This is a genomic window from Kitasatospora sp. NBC_00374, assembly GCF_041434935.1.
Taxonomy (GTDB): Bacteria; Actinomycetota; Actinomycetes; order Streptomycetales; family Streptomycetaceae; genus Kitasatospora.
Genome location: NZ_CP107964.1, coordinates 574,039 through 599,980 on the forward strand (window position 1 = coordinate 574,039; position 25,942 = coordinate 599,980).

The window sequence follows — 25,942 nt, forward strand, 5'->3', positions numbered from 1 at the left end:
GGGATCAAGCCCTTCCGGTGGTGTGCGTGCTCGGACGGCTCTGGGCGATACTGCCGAGAGCACCGGTGGGGATCGTCGGGTTGACGGGGGCGGTGTACGTGCCGACCTGCGGCGCGGCCGCCACCTCGCCGCCGCCGTCGCTCCGGAAGACGTCGGTGGTGGCGTCCTCGGCGTGCTGGTAGTTCTGCGCCATCGCCTTCAGGCCGTCGGCGACGTAGCGGACGGCGTCGGGCATGCCCTTGAGGCCCTTGAGGGTCTCGGTGCTGTACTTCAGGTAGCCCTTCTCCCCCTCCGCGAACTTCTTCCCGGACTCGTCGTTGCCCCAGGGAGCCGTGGACTGCGTGTGATCCAGGAAGGCGGTCAGGCCGGTGACCAACTCGGAGAGCTGGTCGGCGGCGGCGAGCACGGGAGCGACCGCGGCCTGGTACTGGGCGGGGTCGACCGTGAAACCGGTACCCGCCGATCCACCGGAGGCGCCGGAGCCCTGCGCCCCCTGCTCGGCGGCCGGCGCACGGCGCTTCACAGCTGCTTCCCCGTCGTCCGGGGCCGTCGCCGCGGCCGCCCGGGAGGCGGCGAGGCCCGGACCGGAGTCACTGCGCATCACGCCCTCCATCGGACGCAACGCCTCCCGCTCCACCGCATGCGTCGCCTCCATCGGACGCAACGCCTCCCGCTCCACCGCATGCGTCGCCTCCATCGGACGCAACGCCTCCTGAATCGGCACGGCGTCCACTCGCGTCGCGCGCAGCGCCTCGTGTACGGGCTCGGCGGCCGCCGTCTGCCGGGTCGCGCTCACGGTGTCGACGCTCTCGCGCATGGTCGCGTGGACCGGCTCCGTGTGTGCCTGCTCATCCATGGCGCTTCCAGTTCAGGGGAGTTCGGGTACCGGCGGGGTGACCGGGACGGTGGCGGGGAGAGTTCGGGGACCGGCGGCGGGACACCCCGGCCGACGGACGGCTCATCGGCCGGCCGCCGCGGCCGGCGCTGTCCCGGGCAGGCTGCCGCCGCCCTCGGGCGCACCGCCGGCGGCGAGCCGGGCGAGCGCTGCCCGTAGGAACGGGCTGGGCACCTGGTAGCCGCCCTCCTCCCGGAGCGGTGCGGGCCGGCCGGCCTCCCCCGCCGTCCGGGTGTCCGGGGTCGGGGTGGGGGCCGCGTCGTCGGGGCGGCCCCGCCGGGCGGCGGCGGAGCGGGCCCGGTCGAGATAGGCCTCGTCGTCTGTGGGCGCGGGTCGGTCGCCGTTCCGGTCGCTGGACCCGTCACCGGTCCGGTCACTCGCCCGGGCTTCCGTCCGTTCCGTGGCCCGCTCGGCGGTCCGCTCGGCTGTGCCGTCGGCGCCGGCCGACGCCGTGTCGGTCGTGTCGCCGCCGTCGGCCGGGGCGGCGGCGTCGGGGCCGAGCAGGGCGGTGGCGAGCTGGTTGAGCAGGGCGTTCTCGTCGGGGGCGGGCTGTGCGGCCGTGGCGTCCTGGGCGGTCTGCTGCGTGTCGGGGTCGTCGCTGCGGGCGGCGTCGAGCCACTGGCGGCGCATCCGGCGCCAGCGGCGGTCGCTGTGCTCGTGGTGGCCGGCCTGACCGTCGACGCCGGAGTCGGCGAGCACCGTCTCCTCCTCGTCCTCCGGCCCGTTCTCGCCGAATCGGCTCGGCCGGACGAACCGGTTGCCGCTGCTGCGCTCGGACCGGCCGCCGCCACCGCCCGGCATGCCGCCGGGCCCGTGGGCGCCGGCCATTCCGGCCGCTCCGGCGGTGCGGGTGGTGCCGCTGCCGACGGCAGCTCCGCCGGTGCCGGACCCGCCTCGGCCGGTCCCGGTGCCGCCGAGCCCGGAGCCCGAGCCGGACCGCATGGCGTCCCCGGTGCCCGAGGCCATGCTGAGGCCCGACTTTCCGGGCACGATCCGGCCGCCCGCGCCGGAGACCGAGCCGCCGCGTCCGAGGCCGCCCGCCGCACCGCCTCCCGCACCGCGCCCGGCGCCGCCCGCACCGCCCATCGCGCCACCGACGACCCCGCGCGAGCCCGTACCACCGACCCCGCCGACCCCGCGCGAGCCCGTACCACCGACCCCGCCGACTCCGCGCGAGCCCGTACCGCCGACTCCGCCGGGGCGGGTGGAGGTCGCCCCGCCGGTCATGCCGCCGTACCGGGCGGAGCCGGGCCGGGTGCCTCCCCCGAGTCCGCTGCCGCCGCCCAGGCCCCCGAGCCCGCCGAACGGGGAGCCGCCGCCGAATGCCCCGCCCGCACCGGAGCCGCCGAGCCCGGAGGAGCCCGTTCCCGACCCGGACCAGGGGCTGAGCCCGGAGGGGCTGTACGTGCTGCCGCCGGCGCCACCGCCGGTGTAGCCGGGCATGCCGGCCAGGCCCAGGCCGGGGGAGCTGCTCGGCTTGAACACCGGCATTCCCGCCCCGCCACCGCCACCGCCACCGCCGACGCCCGCACCGCCCGTACCCAGGCCTGCGCCGGGCACCGTCCGGCCGACCGGGGAGGGCGCCTGGAACGGTTGGAGGGAGGACAGTTGCGGCTTGTACGCGCTCCCCGAGCCGCCGTCGGGGCCGCCGGACATGCCGACGTCGCCGGGCATGCCGGCACCGCCGGCGCCGTTCGGCACGCCGCCGGTCGGGGTCAGCGAGTCCAGCCCGGTGGTCGGGTGCTGCAGGGTGCTCGCGTCGAGAGCGGTGGTGGCGGTGGGCCGGGTGGCGCCGGTGCCCGAGCCCGCGCCACCGGAGCCGCCGAGGCTGGCGACCTGTCCGGCGCTGGTCATCCGCTCGACGTGTCCGGCGCTCTGCCGGAGCATCGTGTCGACGCTGGAACCGACCTGTCCCACGTAGGTGTTGTAGGTGTCCGCCGCCGTCTTGATGCCTTCGGACTGGGCGATGTCGTCGTGCTTGCCGGCCGGGTTCTGCTCCATGTAGTCCTTGGCGTACTGCAGTTCCCGGACCATCTCGGTCTTGGTCTGGGTGACCGCCTGGTGCGCGCCGCGCAGTGACCGCGCCATGGCGACCCCGGCGTCCAGGGTGGTGACCGCGTGCGACTGGTCGGTGCCCGCGTACTTGCGCAGGTAGCCCTCGAAGCTGTCGGCCGCGGTGCCGGACATGTTGGCCATCGCGCGGTTGGCGCTCGCCACGATGGTGCGCACGGCCGGTTCCGCGGCGTTGTTCCACGCCTCCCAGGCATCGGCCAGCTCCGCCAGCAGCTCTTCGTTGGCATTGGGGAAGAGGATTCCGGAGCCGTGTTCGTTGCTCTGGACGACCTTGAGCACCTCGGCGAGGTCGGACGGGAGCTCGATCATGACGGGGTCGCTCATTTCGGCTGGCTGGCCGGCTGGCCTGGGGCGGGCGGTGTGGTGGGTGACGACGTGCTGCTCGGATGGGAACTGCTGCTCGTGGAGGTACTGCTGATGGAACGTGGCCCGGCCGGAGGTGGTGGTTCCGCCGGAGCTGTCGGATCACGGCGCTGCCAACGGCGGCGACCGGCCGGGGCGCGAGGGGCCGAGGAGGTCCGTGCGGGCCCGGTGGGCCCGGTGGGCCCGGTGGGCCGACGGTGGCGGGCGGGTCGGTCCCGGCGGTGCGCCCGGGGACCGACCCGTCAGCCACCGGGCTAGATGAGCATGTTGCGGCCGCCGGCCGGCGCGTGCGGCTCCGGGTCGGGGGCGGAGTCGCGCTCGTTGTAGTCCAGGTCCGGCGCGTCCGGGTCGTGGTAGGTCGGCGCGGACTCGGGCGAGGACGAGGTCAGGGTGATCGGGTCCTTCTGCGGGACGCGCGGCGTGACCGGCGTGACGCGCGAGGCCGGGACCGCGTCGCCCTCCGCGCGGGCGCCGTTGAGCCGCGTCAGCTCGGCGGCCTGCGCGTCGTCGGTCTGCCGGTGCTGCTTGCACATCAGCTCCAGGTTGGCCGCCAACTGGGCCGAGTTCTGGAGGTACTTGCGCACCCCGTCGAACACCTGCTGCTGGTGCTCGGGCAGACCGCCGACGGCCGAGCCGCCGCCGGTCAGCGACTTCCCGACCGCGTCCGTACCGTACGCGGCCGGCCGGATCTGCTTGATCACGGCCTCCAGGCGCGCCGTCGGCGCCTCCAGGTCGTCGAGCATGGTCCGGATCGCCTTGGCCGCGGCCTCGACCTCGTCGAGATTGATCTGGAACGACGTACCGCTCACGTGCTGCCCACCCCTTGTCCCCCCAGGCTTGCGCCCGGTCCCGTCCGGCCCGGTCCCCGTGTGGACCGGGCCGCTGAACGATCACAAAACTCCGTTCCCGCCGACGGGCGGGACGGTCTCCCCCCGTCAGAGTGTGGTCGCGCCGCCGGGGCCCACCACGTGCAGCCCGGTGTCGCCGAAGGCGATGGCGAGCGGGACCCGGTCCAGCCCGGCCTCGTTGAGCAGCGTGCCGCTGGCGACGTGCCACAGCCGCAGGGCCGCGTGCTGGTCGCCCGTCGCCAACAGGGCTTCGCCGTCGAGGTTCTGGAAGACCACGCTCCGTACGGCGGCGTCGCCGCCCGGGAGTTCCGCGGCCCGGGTGCCGTCCTGGGCGTCCCACAGCAGGACGCCACCGCCGGCGCTGCCCCCGACGACCACCTGCCGGTCGCCGAGCAGCCCGAACGCGAGCGCCTCGACCGGGCCGCCGAGGCCGGTCAGTTCGGCCCCCGGCCGGCCGTCCAGGGCGTCCCAGAGCCGCACCACACCGTCCGTGCCGCCGGTGGCGACCATCCGCCGCCCCGCGACCGGGCCGACGGCCAGCGCCGTCACGCCACGCGGGTCGGCGGCCAGCCGCAGCAGCGGGCTGCCGGTGACGGCGTCGCGGACCCGGACCGTGCCGTCGGCGCCGGCCGAGACCAGCAGCGCGTCGCCGTCCTCGACGGGGTCGGCGAAGGCGAGCCCGAGGACCGCGCCGGTGTGCGGCGTCGGGACGGACAGCGGTACGCCGTCCCGGGGGTCCAGGCAGCGGACCGCGCCGGTGGCGGTGCCGCACACGATCAGCGGCCGGTCGTCGGTCCGGCACAGCGCCACCGAGGTGACGGGGCCGCCGTCCGGGACGGTGACCCGCAGTTCGGTGCGCAGGGTGGCGTCCCACAGGCGCAGGGTGCCGTCGCCGTAGCCGGCCGCGAGCACCGGGCGGCCGTCCAGCTCGCCGGAGGCCAGGGCGTTCACCGGGAAGCCGGCCTCGGCCGGGGTGCACTCGCCGAGGCCGGCGCCGGTGGCCGGGTCCCAGAAGGTCAGGCTGCCGCTCTCGTCCCCGGTGACCAGGACGGGCCGGCCGGCCGGGCGGACGGCGGCGAGTCCGGTGAGCCAGCGGCGCTCGGCGGGCCAGCCGTTGAGTGCCTTGCCGGTGAAGACGTCCCAGGTGCGGATGGTGCCGTCGAGGGCGCACGAGGCGAGCAGCGGATCGGTGTCGGGGGTGAGGAAGGCGAGCCCGGTGACCGTGCCGGAGTGGCCGGTGAGCACCGCGACGGGCTGTCCGGTGGCGAGGTCCCAGAGCCGGATCGAGCCGTCGAGCCCGGCGGAGGCGAGCACCGCCTGGTTGCCGAGGGCGAGGACGGCGAGGACGGTGACCCGGTCGGTGTGGCCGACCAGCAGGTGGAGCTGTTCGCCGGTAGCGGCGTCCCAGACCCGGACCACCGCGTCGTCGCCGGCGGCGGCCACCAGGTCGAGGTCGGCGCAGCGGGCGTGGCACAGCGCCGCGGCGCCGTTCCCGGCGACCGGCAGCAGGCCGAGCGCGCGGCCGTCCTCGGCGTGCCAGGCCTGGACCTCGCCCTCGCGGCCGGCCGAGAAGACCAGCGGCACGCCCTGGACCAGTCCGGCGGTGACCGCCTGGGCGCCTTCGCCGCCGGCGGTGCCGTGCAGCAGGGCGCCGGTGGCGGCGTCCCAGACCTGCACCGCGCCGTCCTCGCCGCCGACCGCGAACAGGTCACGGCCGCCCGCGGTGCCGAGGGCGACTGCGGTGGGCAGCACGCCGGCGTCCGAGTCGGAGCCGCCGAGCGGGACGGAGCCGTCCAGGGTGGCCAGTCCGAAGCCGAGGCCGGGTTCGGCGAGCGCGTAGGCGGGGCGGCCGGCCACGGTGCCGATGGCGGCCGCGGGCCGGGCGGCGGGCTCGGTGGGCGCGGGGTCGGGCTCGTCGAGGGCGATCAGCGCGCTGGGCAGCCGGCCGGCCGCCGCCGGGTCGAGGACCTGCGCGGCGAGCGCCTCCAGAGCGTTGCCGACCCCGGGCAGGGGTGCCTCGGTGGTGTCGTCCCAGATCTGGTCGCCGGCCGGCAGCAGGCCGAGTACGGCGAGTCTGCGGCCGGTGGCGGGGGTGGTGAGGGCCGGGTCGCCGGGGGCGAGTCCGGGGCGCGCCTTGCGCAGCGCCGACAGGACCCGCTCGAGCAGTGCCGGGTCGATCCTCCCGGTGCGTGTCACCAGGGTGTCGGCCGTGCGGCGGCCGGCCCGGATCGTGCCGTCGGGGCCGACGGCCAACTCGACGTACCCCGAGGGGAGTCCCTCGTGGCCGGTGGTGAGCAGCAGGCCAGGGCCGACCGGTTCGTCAGGCACTGTCCCGGTGACCGGAGTTCCGGCTTCCTCCGACATGTCGCTCTCCTCTCCGACGGGTGTCCCGTCGGTCACGTTCCGCCGCGAAACGCCCCCCGCGCGCGATCCTGATCCGGCGTCAGCAAAGGTCCTCGGGCGTAAGGGTGGCGTACACGGCGTCGTGCAGCCTGTGGGTCCGGGAGCTGCGGAACAGTTCCGACCGGTACCCTGCGCGGCGGAATCCGATATACGCACCAACCACCTGAACCGGCATGTTCTCGGCCGCAGCGTACGCGTCAATCCGGCTCAGTTCCAACTGCTCGAAGCCGAAGCGACAGATCAGCCGAAGGGCGGCGCTCGCCACCTTGAGACTGCGGGCCCGGGGCAGCAGCCAGACCGCGGCCTCGGCGGCGGCCTCGGCGGGCCGCAGGTCGACGAGTTCGGCCCAGCCGACCGCGGGGCCGTCCTCGAGCGCCACCGAGAAATAGGCGGCCCGGCCCTCGGCCCAGAGCAGCGGAGGGACGGTGGCGATCCAGCGTTCGGCCGACGCGAGGTCCTGATGGGGGATCACTCCCTGCATGAACTCGCGTACCAACGGGTCACGGGTGCCGGCCAGGACGGTGGCGGCGTCGCCGACCACGGGGTGGCGGATCGTCACCTGGCCGTCCGTCATGGACGGTACCGGAAGCGTGTTCAGTGGGCGCACGGTCAGCCCCCTTCGACGCGCCGGGGCGGCCCATCAGATCACCTCTACGCGCGGAGATCAACCCGCCGACCAACGGGGGTCGGGGCCTCCCCGAAGGCTCCGCGGACTCCGGCGCGAGCACGGTCGGACACGAAGCATCCGGCTCCCGAGGGTGCCCCTGGGAAGGGCGCACCCACCGGAGGTCCGCACCGCCCGGCCGGCCGCGGCAGCGAACTTTTACTCAGTGGTAACAAACCTTACGATTCGATGACGCGTCACTCCGCCGCGGGCGCCGGCCGTGTGCGCGGGTGTCGCGGTCAGTCAGGAAGCCCGCCGTCGCCGGCCGTTCGCACGGACGTCGACCGCCGTCGAGGCCGCCGGGTTCGGGGCACTCGGGCCCTTGGTAACGTCCGGGCATGGCGGCTCCTGCGGACGCGGACCGGACGCACCCCGGCGGGGCGGTCCGGGTGGCGACGTTCAACGTCCTGCACGGCCGGGTGGTCCGGGCCGGCCGGCCCGGGGCGCTGCCGCCGGACGGGCGCGCGGCAGGTCCGCTCGCCGACGCCGTGGCATCGCTGGACGCGGACGTCCTCGCACTGCAGGAGGTCGACCACCTCCAGGACCGCTCCGGCAGGATCGACCAGGCCCGGGCCGCAGCCGAGGCGGCGGGTGCGGTGGACTGGCGCTACGCCTCGGCGCTGCACGGTCGTTCGGTGCTCGGACAGGGCTGGGTCCTGGACCCGTCCGTCCCCCGCCTGCGGGTGCACGGCCCCGAGGCGGCCGGCGCGGACGGCCCCGCTGTGCCCTCGCACGGCCTCGCCCTGCTGTCGCGGCTCCCGGTACTGCGCTGGCGGGCGGTACGGCTGTCCCCGGCGCCGGCCGCCCTCCCCCTGCGGGTGGTCGGCCGCGGCGGCCTCACCGTCGTCCGGGACCGGCCGCGGGTGGCGCTGGCCGCCGTCCTGGCAGGGCGGCGGGGCCCGTTCACCGCGGTGGCGCTCCATCTCTCCTTCGTGCCGGGCTGGAACGTCCGCCAACTCCTCGCGGTGCGGCGCTGGATCGCCGCCATGCCGCTCCCGCACGTGCTGCTCGGCGACCTGAACCTGGTCGGCCCGCTGCCCCGGCTGGCCCTGGCCGCCGCCGGGGCCGCCGGATCCGGCCGCCGGGAAGTCGCCGAACGCCTGCACCGGGGTGCCGCCGCGCAGGCCGATCGGACCCTTGACGGCGTTGCCCCGCAGCGCCGTTGGCAGCGGGCGGCCCGCGGGGCGACCTATCCCGCGCACCGGCCGATGGTCCAGCTCGACCACGTGCTGGTCCGCGGCGTTCACCTGTCCCCGGTCCGTCCGGCCGCGACCCCGGCCACCTCGCTCTCCGACCACCGGCCCCTGGTGGCCGAGCTGCCGCTGTAGGCCCCGACCGGCCCGGACGGCGGGGCGGGGCCCCTGCGGGACGTCCGGGTGCCCCGGTGGCGGGCCCTGCCCCGTGCCCACCACCGGAGCCGGCCCCGCCCGTGGCCCGAGCGGCGCAGCAGGTGGCGCCGGGCGATCGCGATGTGGTGCAGGCTGGGTGGCGGGCCCCCGGTTCCGTGGTCCTCCCCCGGACGCGGAATCCGGGATCGCCGTGGAAGGAGGCCGTGATGGCCAGGCCGGTGTGGACCGGGGTTCTGTCGTTCGGGCTGGTGACCGTCCCGGTGTCGCTGTACACGGCGACGGACAGCCACACGGTGCGTTTCCACCAGCTGGAGCGCGGGACCTCGGACCGGGTGCGCAACAAGCGGGTCAACGAGCGCACCGGCGAGGAGGTGGAGTTCTCGGACATCGTCAAGGGCTTCGAGGTCGGGTCGGGCGAGTACGTCGTCGTCGAGCCGGACGAGCTGGAGCAGATCTCGCCGGGTCGCTCGCGCACCATCGACGTGTCCGGGTTCGTCGATCTCTCCGAGGTCGACCCGATCTTCTTCGACAAGACGTACTACCTCGGCCCGAAGGGCAAGGAGTACACCAAGATCTACGGGCTGCTCACCAAGGCGTTGGAGAAGAGCAACCGGGCCGGGCTGGCGATGTTCGCGATGCGCGGCAAGGAGTACCTCACCGCGGTCCGCGCCGAGAACGGCCTTCTGGAGCTGCACACCATGCACTTCGCCGACGAGGTCCGAGACCCTCGCCGCGAGATCGACAACCTCCCCACCGGCGACGCGAGGTACAGCGGCCAGGAGCTCGGCACCGCCGAGCAGCTCATCGACATGCTCGCGGTCGACTGGAACCCCGAGGACTACCACGACACCTTCGAGGAGCAGGTCCGCAAGCTGATCGAGGACAAGGCCGCCGGCCGCGAGATCGCCGTCTCCCAGGGACCGCCGGCCGAGGCCACCAACGTCGTCGACCTGATGGACGCGCTCAGACGCAGCCTGGAGGCCGCCCGCGGCCCGGACGCCGAGGACGCCCGGGGCGGTGAAGGCGGCAAGGGCGGCGAGGGCGGGCGCAGGGCGACGGGGCGCGGGCCGGCCCCGAAGTCCGTTCGCCGTACCCCGAAGGCGACGGGTGGGACGAAGAGCACCTCCGCCGCCTCCGCCTCCGCGAAGAAGCCGGCCGCCGGGAAGGAGGACCTCTCCGCCCTCACCAAGGCCGAGCTCTACCGACGCGCCACCGAGTACGACATCGCCCACCGCTCCACCATGACCCGCGACGAGCTCCAGGACGCCGTCCGCAAGGCCGGCCGCCGGCTGCGCACCGCCTCCTGACCACGGCCGTCCCGGCGGATCGACGGAACGGCGGGGCGTTTCCCGCCGGAGCTCCTCCCGCCCGGACGTTCCGTACGAACGTCGCGCCTGCCCCGCGATCGGGCGTCCAATCGGGGTGGCGCGGTCTCCCGGCCGTCATGGGCCGGCCGCGCTCCCACTCCCTGCCGTTTCCCGGCGGGTCGAGTTCCGCGTCGTACAGGCCGTTCAGCGGGTGGATCGCGCCGGGCCCGGAGGTCGCGGTGCCAGCCGGGCCCTCGTCAGCGCTGCTCGTCGTCGTCGGACCACGTCCGGGTGTCGCGGGGCCTGACGTACGGTTCCGCGCCTCTCGGCAGGCCGCCCTCGATCGCGCGTTCACGGGAGAGCTCGGCGTCGAACTCGAGACCGAGGAGGACGGCGAGGTTGGAGATCCACAGCCAGACGAGGAAGACGATGACGCCGGCCACGGTGCCGTAGGTCCTGTTGTAGGAGGAGAAGTTCGCGACGTAGAGGGCGAACCCGGCGGAGGCCGCCGTCCAGAGCACGACCGCGAGCACGCTGCCGGGGGAGATCCAGCGGAATCCGCGGTCGCGCACGTTGGGCGCGGCCCAGTACAGCAGGGCGATCATCAGCACCACGAGGAGCACCAGGACCGGCCACTTGACGATCGACCACACCGTCAGCCCGGTGCTCCCGACGCCCAGGGCCCGGCCGACGCGGTCCGCCAACGGGCCGGTGAACACCACGATCACGGCGCTCGCCGCCAGCAACGCCATCAGCAGCAACGTCAGCCCCAGGCGCAGCGGCGTGGTCTTCCACACGGGGCGGCCCTCGCGAATGTCGTAGACCGCGTTGGCCGAGCGGATGAAGGCCGCCACATAGCCGGAGGCCGACCACAGGGCGCCCGCCAGTCCCACGACCATCAGGACCGTGCCGCTGCCACCGCTGTTCTGCAACTGTTCGACGGCGTTGCGCAGGATGTCCCGGGCCGGGCCGGGGGCGAGGTCCTGCAGGTTGTCCAGGACGGCGCCGGTGGCGGACCGCCCGACGACACCGAGCACCGAGACCAGCACGAGCAGCGCGGGAAAGACCGCCAGGACGCCGTAGTAGGTGAGGGCCGCCGCCCGGTCGGGGAGCTCGTCGTCGAGGAACTCCCTGCCGGTGCGGCGCAGTACCGCCCGCCAGGAGCGCCGGGGCAGCTCGCCGAGCGCGTCCGGGGCCGCCTCCTCGACCTGCCGGCTCGGGCCGGGGCCGCCGTCGGCGCCGTCCCGGCCTTGGGTCGTGTGTCCGTGACTGAAGATGGGTGCCATACCGTGCGTCTGTCCGCACCGACCGCGGTGAACCACTTCCGGCGCGCCTGCGGGTTCGCCGACGCGGCGTCGCGGTCTCCCGCCCCCGCGGGTTTGCCGTCGGCCCGGGCGGACAGACGGCCGGCATGGCAGTCACCCGTCTCACCCAGCCCGTCCCGCTCGCCGCGGACGGAGCCGGCGCCCACCTGTGGCTCATCGCCGTGGGCGCCGTCCTCGTCCTCGCCATCCTCCTCGCCTTCGTCCTGGGGCAGCGCCGCAAGGACCGCGAACCGCCGCCTGCCGACCTGCGCGCGGCGCGCCACGCTCGCCCGCGGCGTCAGGGCCCGCCGGACTGACCGCAGCCCTGGCGCGGTGCCGTGCCTGAGTCGCCCGGCGGTGCGCCACCGTGATCGGCGCCACGGGCGGCAGAGTGGTCCGGTGACGATCCTGACCTCCCGTGGCATCGGTGCTCTGCTGCTCGGCTGTCTGACCGCCGTCTCGCCCCCGTTGTCCGCCGTCGCCTCCGGTACCGGCGCCGGCGCCGGCGGGTGGGGCACCGCCGAGCGGATCGCACCGGGCGTGGACTACCGGGCGTTCACCGTCCCGGGCTCGCACGGCGGCACGCGTGTGCATGTGCTGACGGTGGATCTGCGTCGGCCCGGTGTCCGGGCCGGCCTCCTCTACCCCGGCGCGGTGGCCGCACGGCGGGCGGTGTCCCGGATGGTCGAGGAGCAGGGCGCGGTGGCGGGGATCAACGGCGACTTCTTCGACATCGACGAACGGCAGCACCCCGGCGTCGAGGTGACCGGTGCCGCGTCGGGCCCGGCCGTCCGGGCCGGCAGAGCGCTCAAAGCGGCGGTGCCGCAGGGGCAGCGGTTCGGCTGGACCCCGCCACCCGGCGACACCAGCCAGGACGTGTTCGGCGTCGGCGTGGACGGCGTCGCGCGCACGGCCCGCCTCACCCTGCGCGGCCGGCTGTACACGCCGCTGGAGAGCCTGCCCCTGGGCGGGCTCAACCAGTACGCCCTGCCGGTGGACTCGATCGGCCTGTTCACCCCGCAGTGGGGCCCGCCCTCGCGCGCCCGCGCCGTCTGCGGCACCGACCGGAACCGGGCCGCGCCCTGCACCGGCGACAGCCACGAGCTCACCGTCCGCCACGGCCGGGTCGAGTCCGCCGCGGCCGACCCGGGACGGGGGACGATCCCCGCCGACGCCCTCGTGCTGCTCGGCCGGGAGGCCGGCGCCGACGCCCTGCGCCGCCTCGGCGTCGGTACCCCGGTCCGGGTGGACTACCGGCTGGCCTCCGACAGCGCCGTGCCGTTCTCCTTCGCCCTCGGCGCCTACCCGCTGCTGCGCGGCGGCCGGCCGCTGCCCGGCCTGGACACGGCCGCAGCCCTGCCCCGCTCCGCGGTCGGCATCTCCGCCGGGGGACGTGTTCTGCGGCTGCTGTCCACCGACGGCCGCGAGGGCACGTCCACCGGGCTCACCCTGAGTGAGCTCGCGGACGTGCTGCGCTCCCTGGACTGCGACGAGGCGTCCTACCTCGACGGCGGGGCATCCGCGACCCTCGCGACCCGAGACCCCGGCACCGGCCTCGTCACCGTCCGCAACCACCTGGACAAGGACACCGAACGCGAAGTCCCCAACGGCATCGCCGTGTTCTCCCCCTGAGTTCCGGCCTCCCGCCTGCCGGTTGAGGCGCCTGCCACGACCACCGGTGGACCACCGGTACGCGACCCGTACGCCGACCGGTTCGATCCGCCGCGGCCGGGCAGACGACCCGTATGGCGACTGAGCACACGGAGACCGAACGCAAGTACGACGGCGCCACGGACCGGCCGCTGTCGGCGGCGGAGCTGCCACGGGTGGCCCGGCTGCGGGCCGGTGGCACGCTGAAGCTGGACGCCGTCTACTACGACACCCCCCAGCTGCACCTGCTCCGCCGGGGCATCACCCTGCGCAGGCGGACGGGAGGCCACGACGCCGGCTGGCACCTGAAGACGCCGGGGCCCGACGACAGCAGGACGGAGGCCCGGCTGCCCCTCGCCGCCGGCGACCTCCGCCACCCGCCGGCGGAGCTCGTGGCGCGGACGCGCGCCGACGCCCGGGGCGAGCCGGTCGCCCCGGTGGCCCACCTGCGGACCAGGCGCGACCTGACGAATCTGGTCGACGAGAAGGACCGCACCCTGGCCGAGCTGGCCCGCGACACGGTCTCCGCCGAGCTCCTCGGGGGCGGGGCGCGCCGCGACGGCGGCCCCGCCCCCGCGCGGGCCGTCACCTGGGTCGAGACCGAGGTCGAGCTGGCCGCCGGAGGCCCCGGGCTGATCGAGGAGGTCGAGGCGCAGCTGCTCCGGCGGGGACTGCACCGGTCGGCCTCCGGGTCCAAGCTCGGCCGCGCCCTCGCGGGCCGGCTGGCGGCGGGCGACGGCTCGGACACCCCGGATGTCCGGGACACGTCCGAGGCAGCAGGTACCGGCGCCACGCCAGGATCGGTCGGCGCAGCGCTCACCGCCTATCTGCGCACCCAGTACGCCGCCCTGCGCGCCCTCGATGCGGCCGTCCGGCTGGACGAACCGGACGCGGTGCACCGCATGCGCGTCGCCGTCCGGCGGCTGCGCAGCGCCCTGGCGGCGCACCGCCGGCTCCTGGACCGAACCGCGACCGACCGCCTCGACCGTGAACTCCGCCGGCTCGGGAAGGTCCTCGGCAGGGCACGGGACGCCGAGGTGCTCGCCGAGCGCCTCGGCCGGCAGGCGGCGCAGCTGCCGCCCGCCGGGCATCCGGCCGCGGTCGGCGCGGCGATCCGGGACTGGTTCGACGCGCGCTACCGGGCCGCGCACCGGGACGCCGTCCGCGCGATGGACGGCCGGCGCTACTTCGCCCTGCTGGACGACCTGGAGCGGTTCGTGTCCAGCCCGCCGCTGAACGGCCGCGCCGAGCGGGGCCGGTCCGAGGCCCGCCGGATGCTGCGCAGGCAGCGGCGGCGCACCACCCACCGGCTCGGCGACGCACTCGCCCTGGCTCCGGGAGCGCGGCGGGACCGGGAACTTCACCGAGCCCGCAAGGCGGCCAAGCGCGCCCGGTACGCGGCGGAGAGCGTCAGCGTCCTCGTCGAGCGCCCCGCCATCCGTACGACCCGCCGGATGAAGAAGGTCCAGAAGCCGCTGGGTGCCCACCAGGACGGTGTGATGGGCGAGCAGGCGCTGGCCGAGCTCGCCGCGGCCCCCGCGCAGCGGGGCAAAGCCGCCTTCGGCCTCGGCATCCTCTACGCCCGGCAACGGGCGGACGCCCGACGGCATGTCGAGAAGGCCGCCAAGGCGCACCGGCGCCTGACGACCTGACGTACGCCGTTCGGGCGCGCCGGCTGCGGACAGGCGGGAGACCGCGCGGTCAGGCGACGGTGAGGACGATCTTCCCCAGGGTTCCGGCCTTCTCCCCGACGCGGTGGGCGTCGCCCGCCCGCTCCAGCGGGAAGGCGGGGCCCATCAGCGGGCGCAGCTGCCCGGTCCGGACGAGGTCGCTGATCGCCAGCAGGCCGGTGCGGTCCGGCTGGACGAGCATGAATCCGGCCCTGACGCCCCGCTCGGCGGCCTGCGGGATGACGGCGTCCTCCTCCGGGGAGGGGAGGGAGACGAGCGTTCCGCCGTCCTTGAGGGTGGCGAGGGTCGCGGCGGTGTTGGCGCCGCCGAGGCTGTCGAGCACGAAGTCGACGTCGCGCACGACGGTGTTGACGTCGACGGCGGTGTAGTCGAGCAGTTCGTCCGCGCCGAGGGCGCGCAGAGCGTCGTGGTTGGCCGTCCGGGCGGTGGCGATCACGTGGGCCCCGAAGGATGCGGCGATCTGGACGGCGAGGTGTCCGACACCGCCGGCCGCGGCGTGGATCAGGACGCGCTGGCCGGCCTGTACCCGGCCGACGTCCACCAGTGCCTGCCGGGCGGTGAGCCCGGCGAGCGGCAGCGCGGCGGCCTCGGCGTGGCCGAGTTCGGCGGGCTTGTGGGCGAAGTGCCGGGCGGGCGCGGCGACGTACTCGGCGTAGGCTCCCGCCTGCTCGGGGAAGAGCGGCATCCCGTAGACCTCGTCGCCGGGCTGGAAGAGGCGTACGCCGAGGCCGACGGCCTCCACCACGCCGGAGACGTCCCAGCCGAGCACGAACGGGGGCTTGCCGAGGAAGGCGCCGTGCTCGCGGGTCTTCCAGTCGATCGGGTTCACGCCGGCCGCGTGCGTGCGGACCAGGATCTCGCCGACGCCCGGCTCGGGGCGATCGGTCTCGGTCGGCCGCAGCACCTCGGGGCCGCCGAGGGTGTCCTGGGTGATCGCACGCATGGTCTTGCCGCTCATGGGGGTCCTTCCGGGGTGGGTCTTCGTTCCGGTGATTACTCTCCGGCAGGCTCGGACCCCGCACCAGTGGCCCGATGGCCATGATGTGAAAGAATCGGGCCATGCACCGAGTAGCCGTCCTCGCCCTCGACCAGGTCTATCCGTTCGAGCTGGGCATTCCGGCCCGGGTCTTCGGGATCGCCCGCACTCCGGCCGGGGAGCCGGCGTACGAGGTGCTGGCCTGCACGGTCGACGGAGGCCCGGTGCGCACCAACGGCGGGTTCGGCGTGACCGTCGACCACACGGCCGAGGTGCTGGCGACGGCCGACACGGTCGTCGTCCCGCCGTTCTCGCCGCCGCACCCGGTGTACCAGGACGGCACCCTGCCCGGGCCCGTCGCCGACGCGCTGGCCCTGGTCAGACCGGGGACGCGGCTGGTCAGCATCTGCGCGGCCACCTACGTACTGGCCGCCGCCGGGCTTCTCGACGGGCGCCCGGCCACCACCCACTGGGCGTTCACCGAGTCGTTCGGCGCGCTCTTCCCCCGGGTGCGGCTCGACCCGAAGGTCCTCTTCGTGGACGACGGTGACATCCTCACCTCGGCGGGCGCGGCGGCCGGGATCGACCTGTGCCTGCACATCCTGCGCCACGACCTGGGCAGCGAGGAGGCCAACCGGGTCGCCCGCCACTGCGTGGTGCCCCCGTGGCGGGACGGCGGCCAGGCCCAGTACATCGAACGCCCGGTGCCGCAGTCCTCCATCGCCACCACCGGCCCCACCCGCGCCTGGGCGCTCGACCACCTCGGCCGGCAGCTCCCGCTCGCGGAGCTGGCCGCCCACGCCTCACTCAGCGTGCGCACCTTCACCCGACGCTTCCGCGAGGAGGTCGGGCTGAGCCCCAACCAGTGGCTCACCCAGCAGCGCATCGCCCTCGCGCGCTCCCTGCTGGAGACGACCGACCTGCCGGTCGACGCGATCGCCCACCGCTGCGGCTTCGGCACCGGCACCTCCCTGCGCCAGCACTTCCACACCGCCGTCGGCGTCCCGCCACTGGCCTACCGGCGCACCTTCCAGGCCAAGGAGCCGACCGCCTCATAACGGCCGTACAAGGGCTGCGTCGTCAGGGTTTCGGCTCGCCGGCCGACGGTCCGTCAGTTCTCCTGCCGGTCGCTCCGCCGATGGCAACACAGGGCTCGGCCGGTCACCGACGGTGCGGTGACCGGCCGAGCCGCAACCACGGAGCGTCACCACCCAGTTGCACCGGTTCCCGTCCGGCGGGACCATGAAGGCAGGGAAGGTCACCTCCCACGCCACGCCAGCCTGATTGCGCAGAAAGGCGTTGGCCCCATGCGTGACCCCGATGTCGGAGACCCGGATCCCCTCCGCCGCGAGGCGCCCCCGAGGAGGTCGTCCCGCGCTCGGGGTCGCGGCCGCGGCGGACGCCGGTCCCCGCCGCCGGCCGGTTCCGCCCACGGCCGGCGAGGAGGCGGTGGGTGATGGCGGAGTTCGATCCCGGACCGACGGAGCAGTTCGCCAAGCTGTTCGCACAGGTGCCCGATCCGCCCGTCGAATCGGCGTTCTGGTTCGACTGGGGGCCGATCTTCTACCGAGGCCGGCTCGACGGATCGGCCCGGGTGCTGATCGTGGCCTCGGACCCGGGGCCGACCGAGCGGGTCACGCTGGTCTGGAAGGCGCCGGACTGATGGCGGTCGTCCTGCGTGGCACGGTCGTCACCTTCGACGGCGAGCACCGGATCCTCGACCCCGGCGCCGTGTACGTCGGCGACGACGGCCGCCTGGCCGGGGTGCTGGCCGCCGGTCAGGAGCCGCCCACCGGGTTCTCGGCGGCGCCGCGGATCGACACCGGCGGGTTGATCCTCCCGGGCCTGGTCGACCTCCACAACCACATCGCCTACAACACGCTCCCGCTGTGGGAAGCGGTCGGCGTCCCGTACCTGCACCACGACCGCTGGGTCGGCGAGACGGATCCGCCCGCCTACTCCACGTCCGTGACCTGGCCCGCCAAGGTGCTCGGCCGGGCCGCGCCCGAGGCGCTGATCAAGTACGCCGAGGTGAAGGCGCTGATCGGCGGGACCACGTCGATCCAGGGCCCTCCCCGCTCGACGCGCCCCGTCGACGGCTGGCTCCTTCGGATCATCGACAACGAGAAGCTGCCGGCGGGCACCGACATGGTGATGACGGCGGCACTCCAGCTCGATGCCGACGTGCTGCGGGAGGACCGCGCGCCGCGGCTCGACGGGACCCGCGTGCTGATCTACCACGTCGCGGAGGGCAGGCCGGGATCGATCGTGCACCGCGAGTTCGAGGAGCTCGAACCGTGCCTGAAGCCGGGCCTGATCGGTGTGCACGGCACCGCGCTGACCGCCGACGACTTCCGGCAGTGGCAGGACGCGGTGGCGGGGATCGACGCCGCGGAGAAGGGGACCGTCGTGTGGTCGCCGTTCTCCAACTACTGGCTGTACCACGACACGACGGACGTCGCCGAGGCCGACCGGAAGGGGTTGCGGATCGCACTGGGCTCCGACTGGTCGCCGTCCGGGACCAAGCACGTGCTGGGCGAGCTCAAGGTCGCCGACGCCGTCAACCACCACGACCTCGGCGGGCGCTTCAGCGACCGCGACCTGTGCGACATGGTCACCGCGAACCCGGGCGACGCACTGGCGACCGCCTGGGGGCCGCAGGTGGGACGCCTGGAGAACGGCAGCGCCGCGGACCTGCTCGTGCTCGAACGCCACGATCCGACCCGGGACGCTTACCGCAACCTGATCGACGCGACCGAGCGTCACATCGCCCTGGTGCTGGTGCGCGGCCGGCCGTTCTACGGGACACCCGCGCTGATGGCCGCCGCCGGGGCGACGGACACCGACCCGATCACGACGGCCGGCCGCCGGCGCAGCGTGGCGGTGCGCCGACCGGGCCGGACCGACGCCCAGCTGGACTGGCCCGGTGTCGTACGCGCGCTGGAGAAGGTCCGCGACGACCCGGTGGCCGCCTGGCGCGACTCGCAGGCCGCGCTCACGGCCTGGGCCGGCACACTCGACGATCTCGACGCGCCGCTCGTCCTGCTGGGAGACATGCCGGAAGGCACACCGGACGCGTTCGCCGACGCCGACGCGATCCCGCAGGGCCTGGCCGTCCCGCCCCTGGACGCGCTGACCCACGACGCGGCCTACTTCGCCGCCGTGGCGCGCAGCGGCGTGCCCCAGCTGCAGCATCTCGCGGGCTACTACACCTGAGCCCCGACGCGGCACGGCTCCGGCGGCGACGCCGGGGGGCTGACCTGACGGGCGGGTCAGCCGGGTGTCAGGGCGGCATCAGCTCGCCCGGGCATGGTGAGCACACGCCGGGGAGGGCAGACGGACTGCCCGGCCTGGGAGGGGTGCCCGGAGCGGCTCATCGGGTGCCTGGCCGGCAACGGCCGAGCAGGGCCCACGCGGCCCGCGCAGGTTCGAATCCTGCCCTCTCCGCACGCGCCTGCTCCGCACAGGCCGGTTCCACCTCCGACCGGGCGTCAGTCGATCAACACGCCCGGGTTCAGCACCCGTTGGGGGTCGAGGGCGCGCTTGGCCGCCCGCAGCGCGAGGGCGAAGGGTTCGGGGCGCTGGCGGTCGTAGCCGGGGCGGTGGTCCCGTCCGACGGCGTGGTGGTGGGTGATGGTGGCCCGGTGGCGGTGCAGCACCTCGGTCGCCACCGCCTTGAGGTCGTCCCAGACGGCGACCTCCGAGCCCGGCCGGCCGGCGGCGAGGACGGTGAAGTAGGGCGCGGCACCGTCCGGATAGACGTGGGTGAGGCGGCAGTTGACGACGGCGGGATGCCCGGTGGCCCGGTGCGCGGCGGAGCCCACCTCGGTCCGGACGGCCTCGATCAGGGCGGGCAGCCGGTCCCAGGTGGCCGCCGTCTCGAAGGTCTCCGCCACGCCGCCCATCCGGGCCAGGCCGTCGCGCAGGTACGGCATGCGCAGGAAGGCCGCGCGCCAGGCGTCCACGGCCGCGCCCGCCGGTTCCCCGCGCTCGGCAGCCGGTTCCCCGCCGTGGTCGCGGGCCAGGCCGACGGCCTGGGCGAGGCGGTCGTCCACCGGGGCGAAGGCGGACTCGAAACCGAGTACGAGCACCGCCGAACCGTCCTTGGAGACCCCGGACATGGCGGCCTCCCCCGCGTCCAGCAGACGGCAGTTGGCCGGGGCGAGGTCGGACCGGGCGACGGCCCGCACCGCGCCCAGCGCACGGCCGAAGTCCGCGAAGGCCAGTGCGGCGGAGGTCCGGAACCGGGGACGGTCCTGCAGCCGCATCCAGGCCTCGGTGATCACTCCCAGGGCGCCTTCGGAGCCGAGGAACAGCCGGTCGGGCGAGGGACCGGCGCCGGAGGCGGGCAGCCGCCACGACTCGCCCGTACCGGCCGGGGCGACCACACGCAGCGACTCGGTGAAGTCGTCGATGTGGGTCGGCCCGGTGGCGTAGTGGCCACCGGCCCGGGTGGCGAGCCAGCCGCCGAGGGTGGAGAACTCGAAGCTCTGCGGGAAGTGGCGCAGGGTCAGACCGTGCGGGCGCAGCCGGTCCTCGAGGGCCGGGCCGAACACACCGGCCTGGATCCGGGCGGCGCGGCTCTCCCGGTCGACCTCCAGCACCCTGTCCATTCCGGTCAGGTCGAGGGAGAGCACCCCGCGGTGCTCGTCGCCGCGGTACTCCACGCCGCCGGTCACCGAGGACCCGCCGCCGTACGGGACCACGGCGGCGCCGTGCCGTCCGGCCCAGTCGAGGAGGTCGGCGACGTCCTGTTCCCGGGCGGGGCGGGCCACCAGGTCGGGGAGCCGGCCGCTCTGTCCGCGCAGGGCCCGCATCACGTCCCGGTAGGCCTTGCCCATGGCGTGGGCGGCGCGCTGCTCCGGGTCGGCGGTGACCAGGTGTGCCAGCGTTCGCGGCACCTGGACGGCCGGGGCCTCGACGCGGAGGTCGGCGACGCGGGGCACGGGCAGCGGGCGCGGCAGCGTACCGGGGAGCCGGGCGCCCAGCGCGGTGCACTCGGCGTCGTCGAGCTGTTCGTCGGCCCAGCCCCAGCCCCACCACGAGCGGGCGCGGGGCAGGGCGGTCGCGGGATCGGTCATGGCGTGCGGCTCCTCGGGGAAGCTGAACTTACCTATGGGTAAATTACCCTAGGGTAAGATCGTGGTCGTGACCACCAGTCAGAGCAGAGCGGGCACCAAGGGCGTTCCGCGGGCCCACCGCGAGCAGCAGATCCTGGCCGCCGCCACCGTCGAGTTCGGCCGGCGCGGGTACGAGGGCGCCTCGATGGCCGCCATCGCGCAGCAGGTCGGCGTCACCAAGACGCTGCTGCACCAGTACTTCGGCGCCAAGCAGGACCTCTACCTCGCCTGCCTCACCCCGATCGGCGAGCGGCTGCTGAGTGCGATGCGCGCGGCCATGGCCGACGGCGCCGGCGCGCCGGACGCCCCGCTGTCCGTGCTGCGCGCGGTCTTCACCACGCTGGACGGCGCACGGGAGGGCTGGTTCGTGCTCTACGACACGACCCTGCCGACCGACAGCGAGGCCGCCCGCGCCGCCGGTCGGCACCGGGCCGCGATCGACCGGCTCGCGGCGAGCGGCTCCGCCGACGTCCTGCGGGCCGCCGACCCGGCCGGCCCGGCCGACCCGCTCGACGCGGACGCGCTCAAGTACGCCTGGCGCGGGCTGGTCACCGCGCTGGTGCACTGGTGGATCCGCCACCCGGACCAGTCGCCGGACGCCATGGCGGAACGCTGCGTCCGCCTGTTCGCCGCCGCGGGCACCGTGTTCGGCCGGCCGTAGGAGGCCTGCGGTCGGAGACCGGCCGTAGGAGGCCGGCCGGTCCGGTGCCGACACGTCACCGATCCCGCTACCGTCCGGCGTCCCGGCGCGGCGCCGCGTACCTCCGGGCCAGGTGGTGCTGGAGCCGTGCGTGGCGGAACTGGTGGACCGCCCCCGCCTGCCGCAGCACGCCCCGCTGGTAGGCGTCGTCCAGGAAGGCGGTCAGCGCCCACGGCAGCCGCCCGGTCAGCGGGAGCCAGATCCGCGCGAACACCACCCACTGGCCCCAGGCGCTCAGGCTGAACACGCTGCCGGTCGCGGTCACGAGAGCTCCCATGATCCCGAACACGATGCCGAGCACGGGCCCCTGCACGAGGCTGTCGACGACGCCCAGGCCGAGCCCGACCGCCGCTCCGCCCACCAGGGCCTCGAAGAGGACGGTCGCCCGGTTGGTGTTCAGCAGGTCGGCGGGCCGGCCGGCGGACCTGATGTCGACCGGGGACTCCACGCCGGCCAGCAGTGCGGACATCGCCCCGACCACGACCACCAGACCGGCCCCGCCCGCGAGGCCGACCAGAATCCCGCGCAGCAGGACGTCGACCGCCACGCCCGGTACGCCGTCCCACAGGCCGAACACGAGCCCGTCCACGCCGGTGAGCCCCAGCACGCCCACGAACCCGCCGCCCAGTCCGACCGCGAGCCGGCGGCGGTACCCCCTGCGCAGCCGTGGTGCCCCGCGCCGGAGCCGGATGTGCACCCGGGAGGGCTCGAACGCGCCGTCCACGTAGCGGAGCATCAGCCCGTACGTGACACCGAAGGCCAGCCCGATCACCACCCCTCGCGCGCAGGTCAACAGGGCGATGAACTGCGGCCCGCGGCCGCCGAAGCTCTGGCCCCCCAGCACGATCGCCTCCACGAGGACGAACGAGAGCCCACAGACCAGCCAGACCACGAGCATCCGCGAGAACCGGCCCATCGTGGTGCCGACCTGCCACCAGGCGAGGTCGGGCGTGCCGAGCCGCTCCAGGTGTCCGGCGAGATGGCCGAGCCAGTGCGCGGCCCGGTCGGGGTCCCAGTGCCGCTCACGCCCGGCGGATCCGTTGACCGGGCGGCGCCGGTAGACCGTGGGTACGAAAGTGTCCAGCAGGTGGTCCTCGATGGCCCCGGCGGTCGCGAACCGGGACGTGTCCAGCAGGTCCGACGGCGAGTGGTCGGGTGTGTCGCTGTAGACCGTCCGCGCCAGCGCGACCATCAGCGGCGTCCTCAGCACCTCGGTGAGATTCGCGCCGGCCGGGGTCCGCGGCGGCTCACGCAGCACGTCCAGGACCGGCTGCCACACCGTCACCGGGGCCTCGCCCGGCCCGTCAGCCGCGGTCCTGCGGGTGGTGAGCGACAGGTACTCGGCCACATCGGCCGGTGCGAGGTCGACCAGTTCGACCGCGGCGGCCCTCGACAGGACCTTGCTCCTCCCCACCGCTGCCTCGAATTGCGTCCGACGGCTGGTCAGCACCATTGGCAGCGCCGTGACTTCGTTCAGCGCCTGCAGCGCGGACCGCTGCAGGCCGTCGGCGATCTCGTCGAACCCGTCCAGGACCGGCAGGATGCGGTCCGCCCCCACCAGTGTGGCCGCCACGGTCGAGCCGTCGGAGGCGGGCGCGGCCAACCCCGGGTAGTCCCGTACCAGTTGCCCGGCCAGCCAGTCCCGCAGCGGGGTCCGCTCGGGGTTCCACGATCCGAGGCTGAAGATCACCGGCACCGGGTCCCCGGCCGCTCTCCCGGCGAGCAGCCCCAGGACCATCCGGAGCGTCAGGACGGACTTCCCCGATCCCGCCCGGCCCAGCACCACCAGCCGGCCGGACGGAATCCTCCGGTAGACCGTCACGACCTCGCTCAACTCGCCCGCCAGATCCAGTGGACCGGCGTCCCGCTTCGCGCAGATGGTGGCCCAGTGGTCGCGCAGCCCGTCCGGCGCCGGCCGCCACCGCAGCGGCAGCGGGAACGGGTCCCGGATCCGCCGCTGCTCCTCCTCGCGCTGTAGCCGGGACCCGACCTCCGCGGCCAGCAGCCCGGTGGTCCTCGCCAGCCAGTCCTCGACCACTCCGGCCGACGGCGCGAACACCGTCACCGAGTCGATCCGCTCGGCCTGGATCACGGCGCCGTGCAGCGGCCCGTTGACCACGGTCTGATTTCCGGGCACCTCACCTGCCGGTCCGCCGTCCTCACCGCGCCCCGCAGCACCCGCTCCCGACATCCCTCACCCGTCCCCGACCGCACCGTCAGAACGACGGTATGCACACCGTCGCGCCAATCCTCCAACAGTTCCCGGCACTTCGGGGCGGATTGCGACTCCCGGCGGCAGTGCCCGAGAACCTCACGGCCATCGACGGCCCGCCCTACCAGGGCACGCGCCCCGCCCCGGAGCGCCCCCGCCGCCGCCCGCGGCCGGACCGGCGGTTCGCTGAGCCCGGGATGAGCGGAACATTAGGGCACTGTTAGCGGCCCTCTCCCGCCGCAGACCCGGCGGCCCGGCGCGCCTACGATCATTACCACCGGGCGCAGGGCCGTCCGAACAGCCCTCCGTTCCGGGCTTGTTCGGGCATCGCTGCTCCGACGACTACCCCGCCAGGAACTCGGGCCCCTCGCGGGAGGTGAACGTCGGAGTGCCACTGCGCCCGGCCCAACCACCGCGAGCCCCGGCCCCCGGCCGGAGGCGGCGGTCGGGTCTCCCTTTCGGGCAGTCCCGACACGCGCCAGCCCCTTGCCGTTTTCGCCGCCCTGCTCGGCGCGGCTCCGGCCTCCGGACTCCCGCTCGTCGGCCACTACCTCATCGGCCGCCGCATCACGTTCATCCGCTCCGTGGGGATCTCCCCGGTTCCGTCGGTGATCCCGGTCCTCGTTCCGGCCGGTGCCGGCATGGCGGCGGGCGCGGCCCTCGTCACCCTGCGCAAGTACCTGCGGGTGCAGCAGAGCGGCCGCCCTCATGGGGGGTGACGTGCCGGTGTACGCCGGTGTGCCTGCTCGACGAAGGGCCCACATACTGGAGGGGACCGGAGGTTCCGAGCACCGGGAGCGCGCGATGGCAGGTCGGATCGGAAAAGACCGGAACATCTTCCTGGTATGGCTCGTCTGGCCCGTACTCACGCTGGGGATCTACCACTTCGTGTGGTGGTACAAGATCAACCGGGAAGTGGGCGACTACGACGATCGGATCGAGGTCAATCCCGCCGTGTCGGTCGTGGCCATCCTGTTCGGCTGGATCATCATCATTCCGCCGTTCGTGTCCATCTACAACACCGGCGACCGCATCGCCACCATGCAGCGCAACCGCGGGCTGGTCGCCACCTGCAACCCCTGGATCGGCCTGCTGCTGAGCTTCGTCTTCGGGCTGCACTCGCTGTACTACCAGAGCGAGCTGAACTCCTTCTGGGCCGGTACCAGGAGCGCCGCGACCACGGTGCCCGTCGCCTGAGCCGTTCTCAGACGGCGCCCCGGGCCGAGCCGGCCGGGCCGGTCAGCGGCGCAGCGCCTCGGCGGGCTCCACCCAGGCGGCGCGCAGCGACGGGTAGACCCCGGCGAGGAGGCCGACCGCCGAGCCGATCAGCGGGGCCGGCAGCACTGCCCATGCCGACAGCACGGCGGTCCAGCTCTGGGCCAGGGCCACGGCCAGGACGACCCCGACCCCCAGGCAGGTGCCGACCAGTCCGCCGAAGGTGCCGAGCGCCGTGGACTCGGTGAGGAACTGGAGCGCGATGTGGCGCGGGCGCGCGCCGAGGGCCCGGCGCAGGCCGATCTCGCCGGTGCGTTCGAGGACGGCGACCAGGGTGGTGTTGGCGATGCCGACGGCGCCGATGACCAGGGTTATCGAGGCCAGCAGCAGGAACAGCGTGCCGAGGTCGCTCGCCACGCCGCCCTTGAGCGCCGTCGGGTCCGCCGGCGCCGAGGCCCGGAGCAGTCCGGGGGCGTCCGGCCGCAGTGCGAGCGGGGCCTGACCGGCGATCGTCCGGGCCGCGCCGAGCCGGGTCTCGATCACCATCGAGGCACGCGGGTCCACCGGCGGGCCATAGGCTGCCAGGGCCGTGCCGGACGGCAGCACCACGCCGAGCAGCAGTTCCGGCGAGCGCTGGACGTCGCCGACGATGCCGATCACGGTGTACGGGGAGCCGTCGACGAAGACCGCCGGCTGGGCGTCCAGCCGGGTGATGCCCAGGCGTTCGGCGGCGCCCCGGCCGAGGACGGCGACCCGGTCCCTGCGCTGCTGGTGGAACTCCCCGAACAGGACGCCGGTGTCCAGCGTGGGGTGCATCGCCTCCAGCGCCTGCGGGTCGGCCGCGTACAGGCCGAGGCCCTGGCCGTCGCCGTCCGGCGCGGCGGCTGCGGCCGAGACGGTGCGCGCCCGGACCGGCAGCGGCCACCACACTCCGGCCCGGACGGCGCCGTTCAGCGCCCGGATCCGCGCGGAGGCGTCCGGGGGGAAGGAGAGCGGCGCGTCCGGGCCGCCCGGGCCGAGGTCCTGGACGGTGACCTCGGTGGCGGCCAGGACGGTGAACCGGCTGTCGATCTGGCCGCCGGCCGTGGCGGTGAGGCCGAGGATCGCGACGAACGCCCCGGGCGCTGCAGGAGACCGGAGAGCGCCTCGGACAGCAGGTCGCGCAGCGGCAG

At 74.9% G+C, this 25,942-nt stretch carries 21 protein-coding genes; 11 read left to right on the plus strand and 10 right to left on the minus strand.

The features are described from left to right. Window positions 1-4 precede the first annotated feature (4 nt). The 5 genes from OG871_RS02575 to OG871_RS02595 form a co-directional block, all read right to left on the minus strand. On the minus strand, window positions 5-856 hold the full coding sequence (locus OG871_RS02575) for a hypothetical protein (RefSeq protein WP_371493927.1): 852 nt from the start codon (window positions 854-856) through the stop codon (window positions 5-7). Window positions 857-958: 102 nt separating this feature from the next. Continuing rightward, a complete protein-coding gene (locus OG871_RS02580; protein ID WP_371493928.1) occupies window positions 959-3,292 on the minus strand; it encodes a hypothetical protein in 2,334 nt (777 codons plus the stop codon). 293 nt (window positions 3,293-3,585) lie between these two features. Next, window positions 3,586-4,140, minus strand: coding sequence for a hypothetical protein (locus tag OG871_RS02585; protein ID WP_371493929.1), 555 nt, complete (start codon window positions 4,138-4,140; stop codon window positions 3,586-3,588). A gap of 126 nt (window positions 4,141-4,266) precedes the next feature. Further along, window positions 4,267-6,543, minus strand: coding sequence for a WD40 repeat domain-containing protein (locus OG871_RS02590; protein ID WP_371493931.1), 2,277 nt, complete (start codon window positions 6,541-6,543; stop codon window positions 4,267-4,269). A 79-nt stretch (window positions 6,544-6,622) separates the two neighbouring features. Then, a complete protein-coding gene (locus OG871_RS02595) occupies window positions 6,623-7,156 on the minus strand; it encodes a GNAT family N-acetyltransferase (RefSeq protein ID WP_371493932.1) in 534 nt (177 codons plus the stop codon). 428 nt (window positions 7,157-7,584) lie between these two features. Here OG871_RS02595 and OG871_RS02600 point away from each other — a divergent pair, with 428 nt between their 5' ends. Further along, on the plus strand, window positions 7,585-8,574 hold the full coding sequence (locus OG871_RS02600) for an endonuclease/exonuclease/phosphatase family protein (protein ID WP_371493933.1): 990 nt from the start codon (window positions 7,585-7,587) through the stop codon (window positions 8,572-8,574). Window positions 8,575-8,801: 227 nt separating this feature from the next. Continuing rightward, complete coding sequence (locus OG871_RS02605; RefSeq protein ID WP_371493934.1) at window positions 8,802-9,902, plus strand: Ku protein; 1,101 nt, start codon at window positions 8,802-8,804, stop codon at window positions 9,900-9,902. A gap of 257 nt (window positions 9,903-10,159) precedes the next feature. On the opposite strand, the gene OG871_RS02610 is transcribed toward OG871_RS02605, so the two are convergent. Next, window positions 10,160-11,188 carry a YihY/virulence factor BrkB family protein gene (locus tag OG871_RS02610; protein ID WP_371493935.1) on the minus strand — a complete coding sequence of 343 codons (1,029 nt, stop codon included), beginning with the start codon at window positions 11,186-11,188 and terminating at the stop codon, window positions 10,160-10,162. Between the two features lie 125 nt (window positions 11,189-11,313). On the opposite strand from OG871_RS02610, the gene OG871_RS02615 reads away from it, so the two are divergent. From OG871_RS02615 to OG871_RS02625, 3 genes are all read left to right on the plus strand, one after another. Next, complete coding sequence (locus OG871_RS02615; protein ID WP_371493936.1) at window positions 11,314-11,523, plus strand: hypothetical protein; 210 nt, start codon at window positions 11,314-11,316, stop codon at window positions 11,521-11,523. An 82-nt stretch (window positions 11,524-11,605) separates the two neighbouring features. Continuing rightward, complete coding sequence (locus OG871_RS02620) at window positions 11,606-12,838, plus strand: phosphodiester glycosidase family protein (protein ID WP_371493937.1); 1,233 nt, start codon at window positions 11,606-11,608, stop codon at window positions 12,836-12,838. A 113-nt stretch (window positions 12,839-12,951) separates the two neighbouring features. After that, window positions 12,952-14,508, plus strand: coding sequence for a CHAD domain-containing protein (locus OG871_RS02625; RefSeq protein WP_371493938.1), 1,557 nt, complete (start codon window positions 12,952-12,954; stop codon window positions 14,506-14,508). Between the two features lie 49 nt (window positions 14,509-14,557). Here OG871_RS02625 and OG871_RS02630 read toward each other — a convergent pair whose 3' ends face one another. Continuing rightward, complete coding sequence (locus tag OG871_RS02630; protein WP_371493939.1) at window positions 14,558-15,505, minus strand: NADP-dependent oxidoreductase; 948 nt, start codon at window positions 15,503-15,505, stop codon at window positions 14,558-14,560. 101 nt (window positions 15,506-15,606) lie between these two features. Between OG871_RS02630 and OG871_RS02635 the strand changes: the two genes are divergently transcribed. From OG871_RS02635 to OG871_RS02645, 3 genes are all read left to right on the plus strand, one after another. After that, entirely contained in the window at window positions 15,607-16,581 is a 975-nt protein-coding gene (locus OG871_RS02635; protein WP_371493941.1) for a GlxA family transcriptional regulator, read from the plus strand. Window positions 16,582-16,979: 398 nt separating this feature from the next. Beyond that, complete coding sequence (locus tag OG871_RS02640; protein WP_371493942.1) at window positions 16,980-17,186, plus strand: hypothetical protein; 207 nt, start codon at window positions 16,980-16,982, stop codon at window positions 17,184-17,186. Continuing rightward, on the plus strand, window positions 17,186-18,739 hold the full coding sequence (locus OG871_RS02645) for an amidohydrolase family protein (protein ID WP_371493943.1): 1,554 nt from the start codon (window positions 17,186-17,188) through the stop codon (window positions 18,737-18,739). Before OG871_RS02640 ends, OG871_RS02645 begins: the two co-directional genes overlap by 1 nt. Before the next feature lie 275 nt (window positions 18,740-19,014). Here OG871_RS02645 and OG871_RS02650 read toward each other — a convergent pair whose 3' ends face one another. Then, a complete protein-coding gene (locus OG871_RS02650) occupies window positions 19,015-20,604 on the minus strand; it encodes an FAD-binding oxidoreductase (protein WP_371493944.1) in 1,590 nt (529 codons plus the stop codon). 67 nt (window positions 20,605-20,671) lie between these two features. Between OG871_RS02650 and OG871_RS02655 the strand changes: the two genes are divergently transcribed. Continuing rightward, complete coding sequence (locus OG871_RS02655) at window positions 20,672-21,304, plus strand: TetR/AcrR family transcriptional regulator (protein ID WP_371493945.1); 633 nt, start codon at window positions 20,672-20,674, stop codon at window positions 21,302-21,304. A gap of 67 nt (window positions 21,305-21,371) precedes the next feature. On the opposite strand, the gene OG871_RS02660 is transcribed toward OG871_RS02655, so the two are convergent. Then, window positions 21,372-23,480, minus strand: a complete 2,109-nt coding sequence (locus OG871_RS02660) for an NACHT domain-containing NTPase (protein ID WP_371493947.1) — start codon at window positions 23,478-23,480, stop codon at window positions 21,372-21,374. A 659-nt stretch (window positions 23,481-24,139) separates the two neighbouring features. Between OG871_RS02660 and OG871_RS02665 the strand changes: the two genes are divergently transcribed. Beyond that, on the plus strand, window positions 24,140-24,274 hold the full coding sequence (locus OG871_RS02665; protein WP_371493949.1) for a hypothetical protein: 135 nt from the start codon (window positions 24,140-24,142) through the stop codon (window positions 24,272-24,274). 85 nt (window positions 24,275-24,359) lie between these two features. Further along, on the plus strand, window positions 24,360-24,752 hold the full coding sequence (locus OG871_RS02670; RefSeq protein WP_371493950.1) for a DUF4234 domain-containing protein: 393 nt from the start codon (window positions 24,360-24,362) through the stop codon (window positions 24,750-24,752). Window positions 24,753-24,794: 42 nt separating this feature from the next. Here the strand turns inward: OG871_RS02670 and OG871_RS02675 are convergent, their stop codons facing one another. Further along, complete coding sequence (locus tag OG871_RS02675) at window positions 24,795-25,874, minus strand: ABC transporter permease (protein WP_371503201.1); 1,080 nt, start codon at window positions 25,872-25,874, stop codon at window positions 24,795-24,797. Window positions 25,875-25,942 lie beyond the last annotated feature (68 nt).

What these genes read in the sequence shown, in the direction of transcription:
- OG871_RS02575 (WP_371493927.1), bottom strand. Translation starts at nt 856, where the DNA reads ATGGATGAGCAGGCACACACGGAGCCGGTCCACGCGACCATGCGCGAG.
- OG871_RS02580 (WP_371493928.1), bottom strand. Translation starts at nt 3,292, where the DNA reads ATGAGCGACCCCGTCATGATCGAGCTCCCGTCCGACCTCGCCGAGGTG.
- OG871_RS02590 (WP_371493931.1), bottom strand. Translation starts at nt 6,543, where the DNA reads ATGTCGGAGGAAGCCGGAACTCCGGTCACCGGGACAGTGCCTGACGAA.
- OG871_RS02595 (WP_371493932.1), bottom strand. Translation starts at nt 7,156, where the DNA reads ATGACGGACGGCCAGGTGACGATCCGCCACCCCGTGGTCGGCGACGCC.
- OG871_RS02600 (WP_371493933.1), top strand. Translation starts at nt 7,585, where the DNA reads ATGGCGGCTCCTGCGGACGCGGACCGGACGCACCCCGGCGGGGCGGTC.
- OG871_RS02605 (WP_371493934.1), top strand. Translation starts at nt 8,802, where the DNA reads ATGGCCAGGCCGGTGTGGACCGGGGTTCTGTCGTTCGGGCTGGTGACC.
- OG871_RS02610 (WP_371493935.1), bottom strand. Translation starts at nt 11,188, where the DNA reads ATGGCACCCATCTTCAGTCACGGACACACGACCCAAGGCCGGGACGGC.
- OG871_RS02615 (WP_371493936.1), top strand. Translation starts at nt 11,314, where the DNA reads ATGGCAGTCACCCGTCTCACCCAGCCCGTCCCGCTCGCCGCGGACGGA.
- OG871_RS02625 (WP_371493938.1), top strand. Translation starts at nt 12,952, where the DNA reads ATGGCGACTGAGCACACGGAGACCGAACGCAAGTACGACGGCGCCACG.
- OG871_RS02630 (WP_371493939.1), bottom strand. Translation starts at nt 15,505, where the DNA reads ATGAGCGGCAAGACCATGCGTGCGATCACCCAGGACACCCTCGGCGGC.
- OG871_RS02635 (WP_371493941.1), top strand. Translation starts at nt 15,607, where the DNA reads ATGCACCGAGTAGCCGTCCTCGCCCTCGACCAGGTCTATCCGTTCGAG.
- OG871_RS02640 (WP_371493942.1), top strand. Translation starts at nt 16,980, where the DNA reads ATGGCGGAGTTCGATCCCGGACCGACGGAGCAGTTCGCCAAGCTGTTC.
- OG871_RS02645 (WP_371493943.1), top strand. Translation starts at nt 17,186, where the DNA reads ATGGCGGTCGTCCTGCGTGGCACGGTCGTCACCTTCGACGGCGAGCAC.
- OG871_RS02650 (WP_371493944.1), bottom strand. Translation starts at nt 20,604, where the DNA reads ATGACCGATCCCGCGACCGCCCTGCCCCGCGCCCGCTCGTGGTGGGGC.
- OG871_RS02670 (WP_371493950.1), top strand. Translation starts at nt 24,360, where the DNA reads ATGGCAGGTCGGATCGGAAAAGACCGGAACATCTTCCTGGTATGGCTC.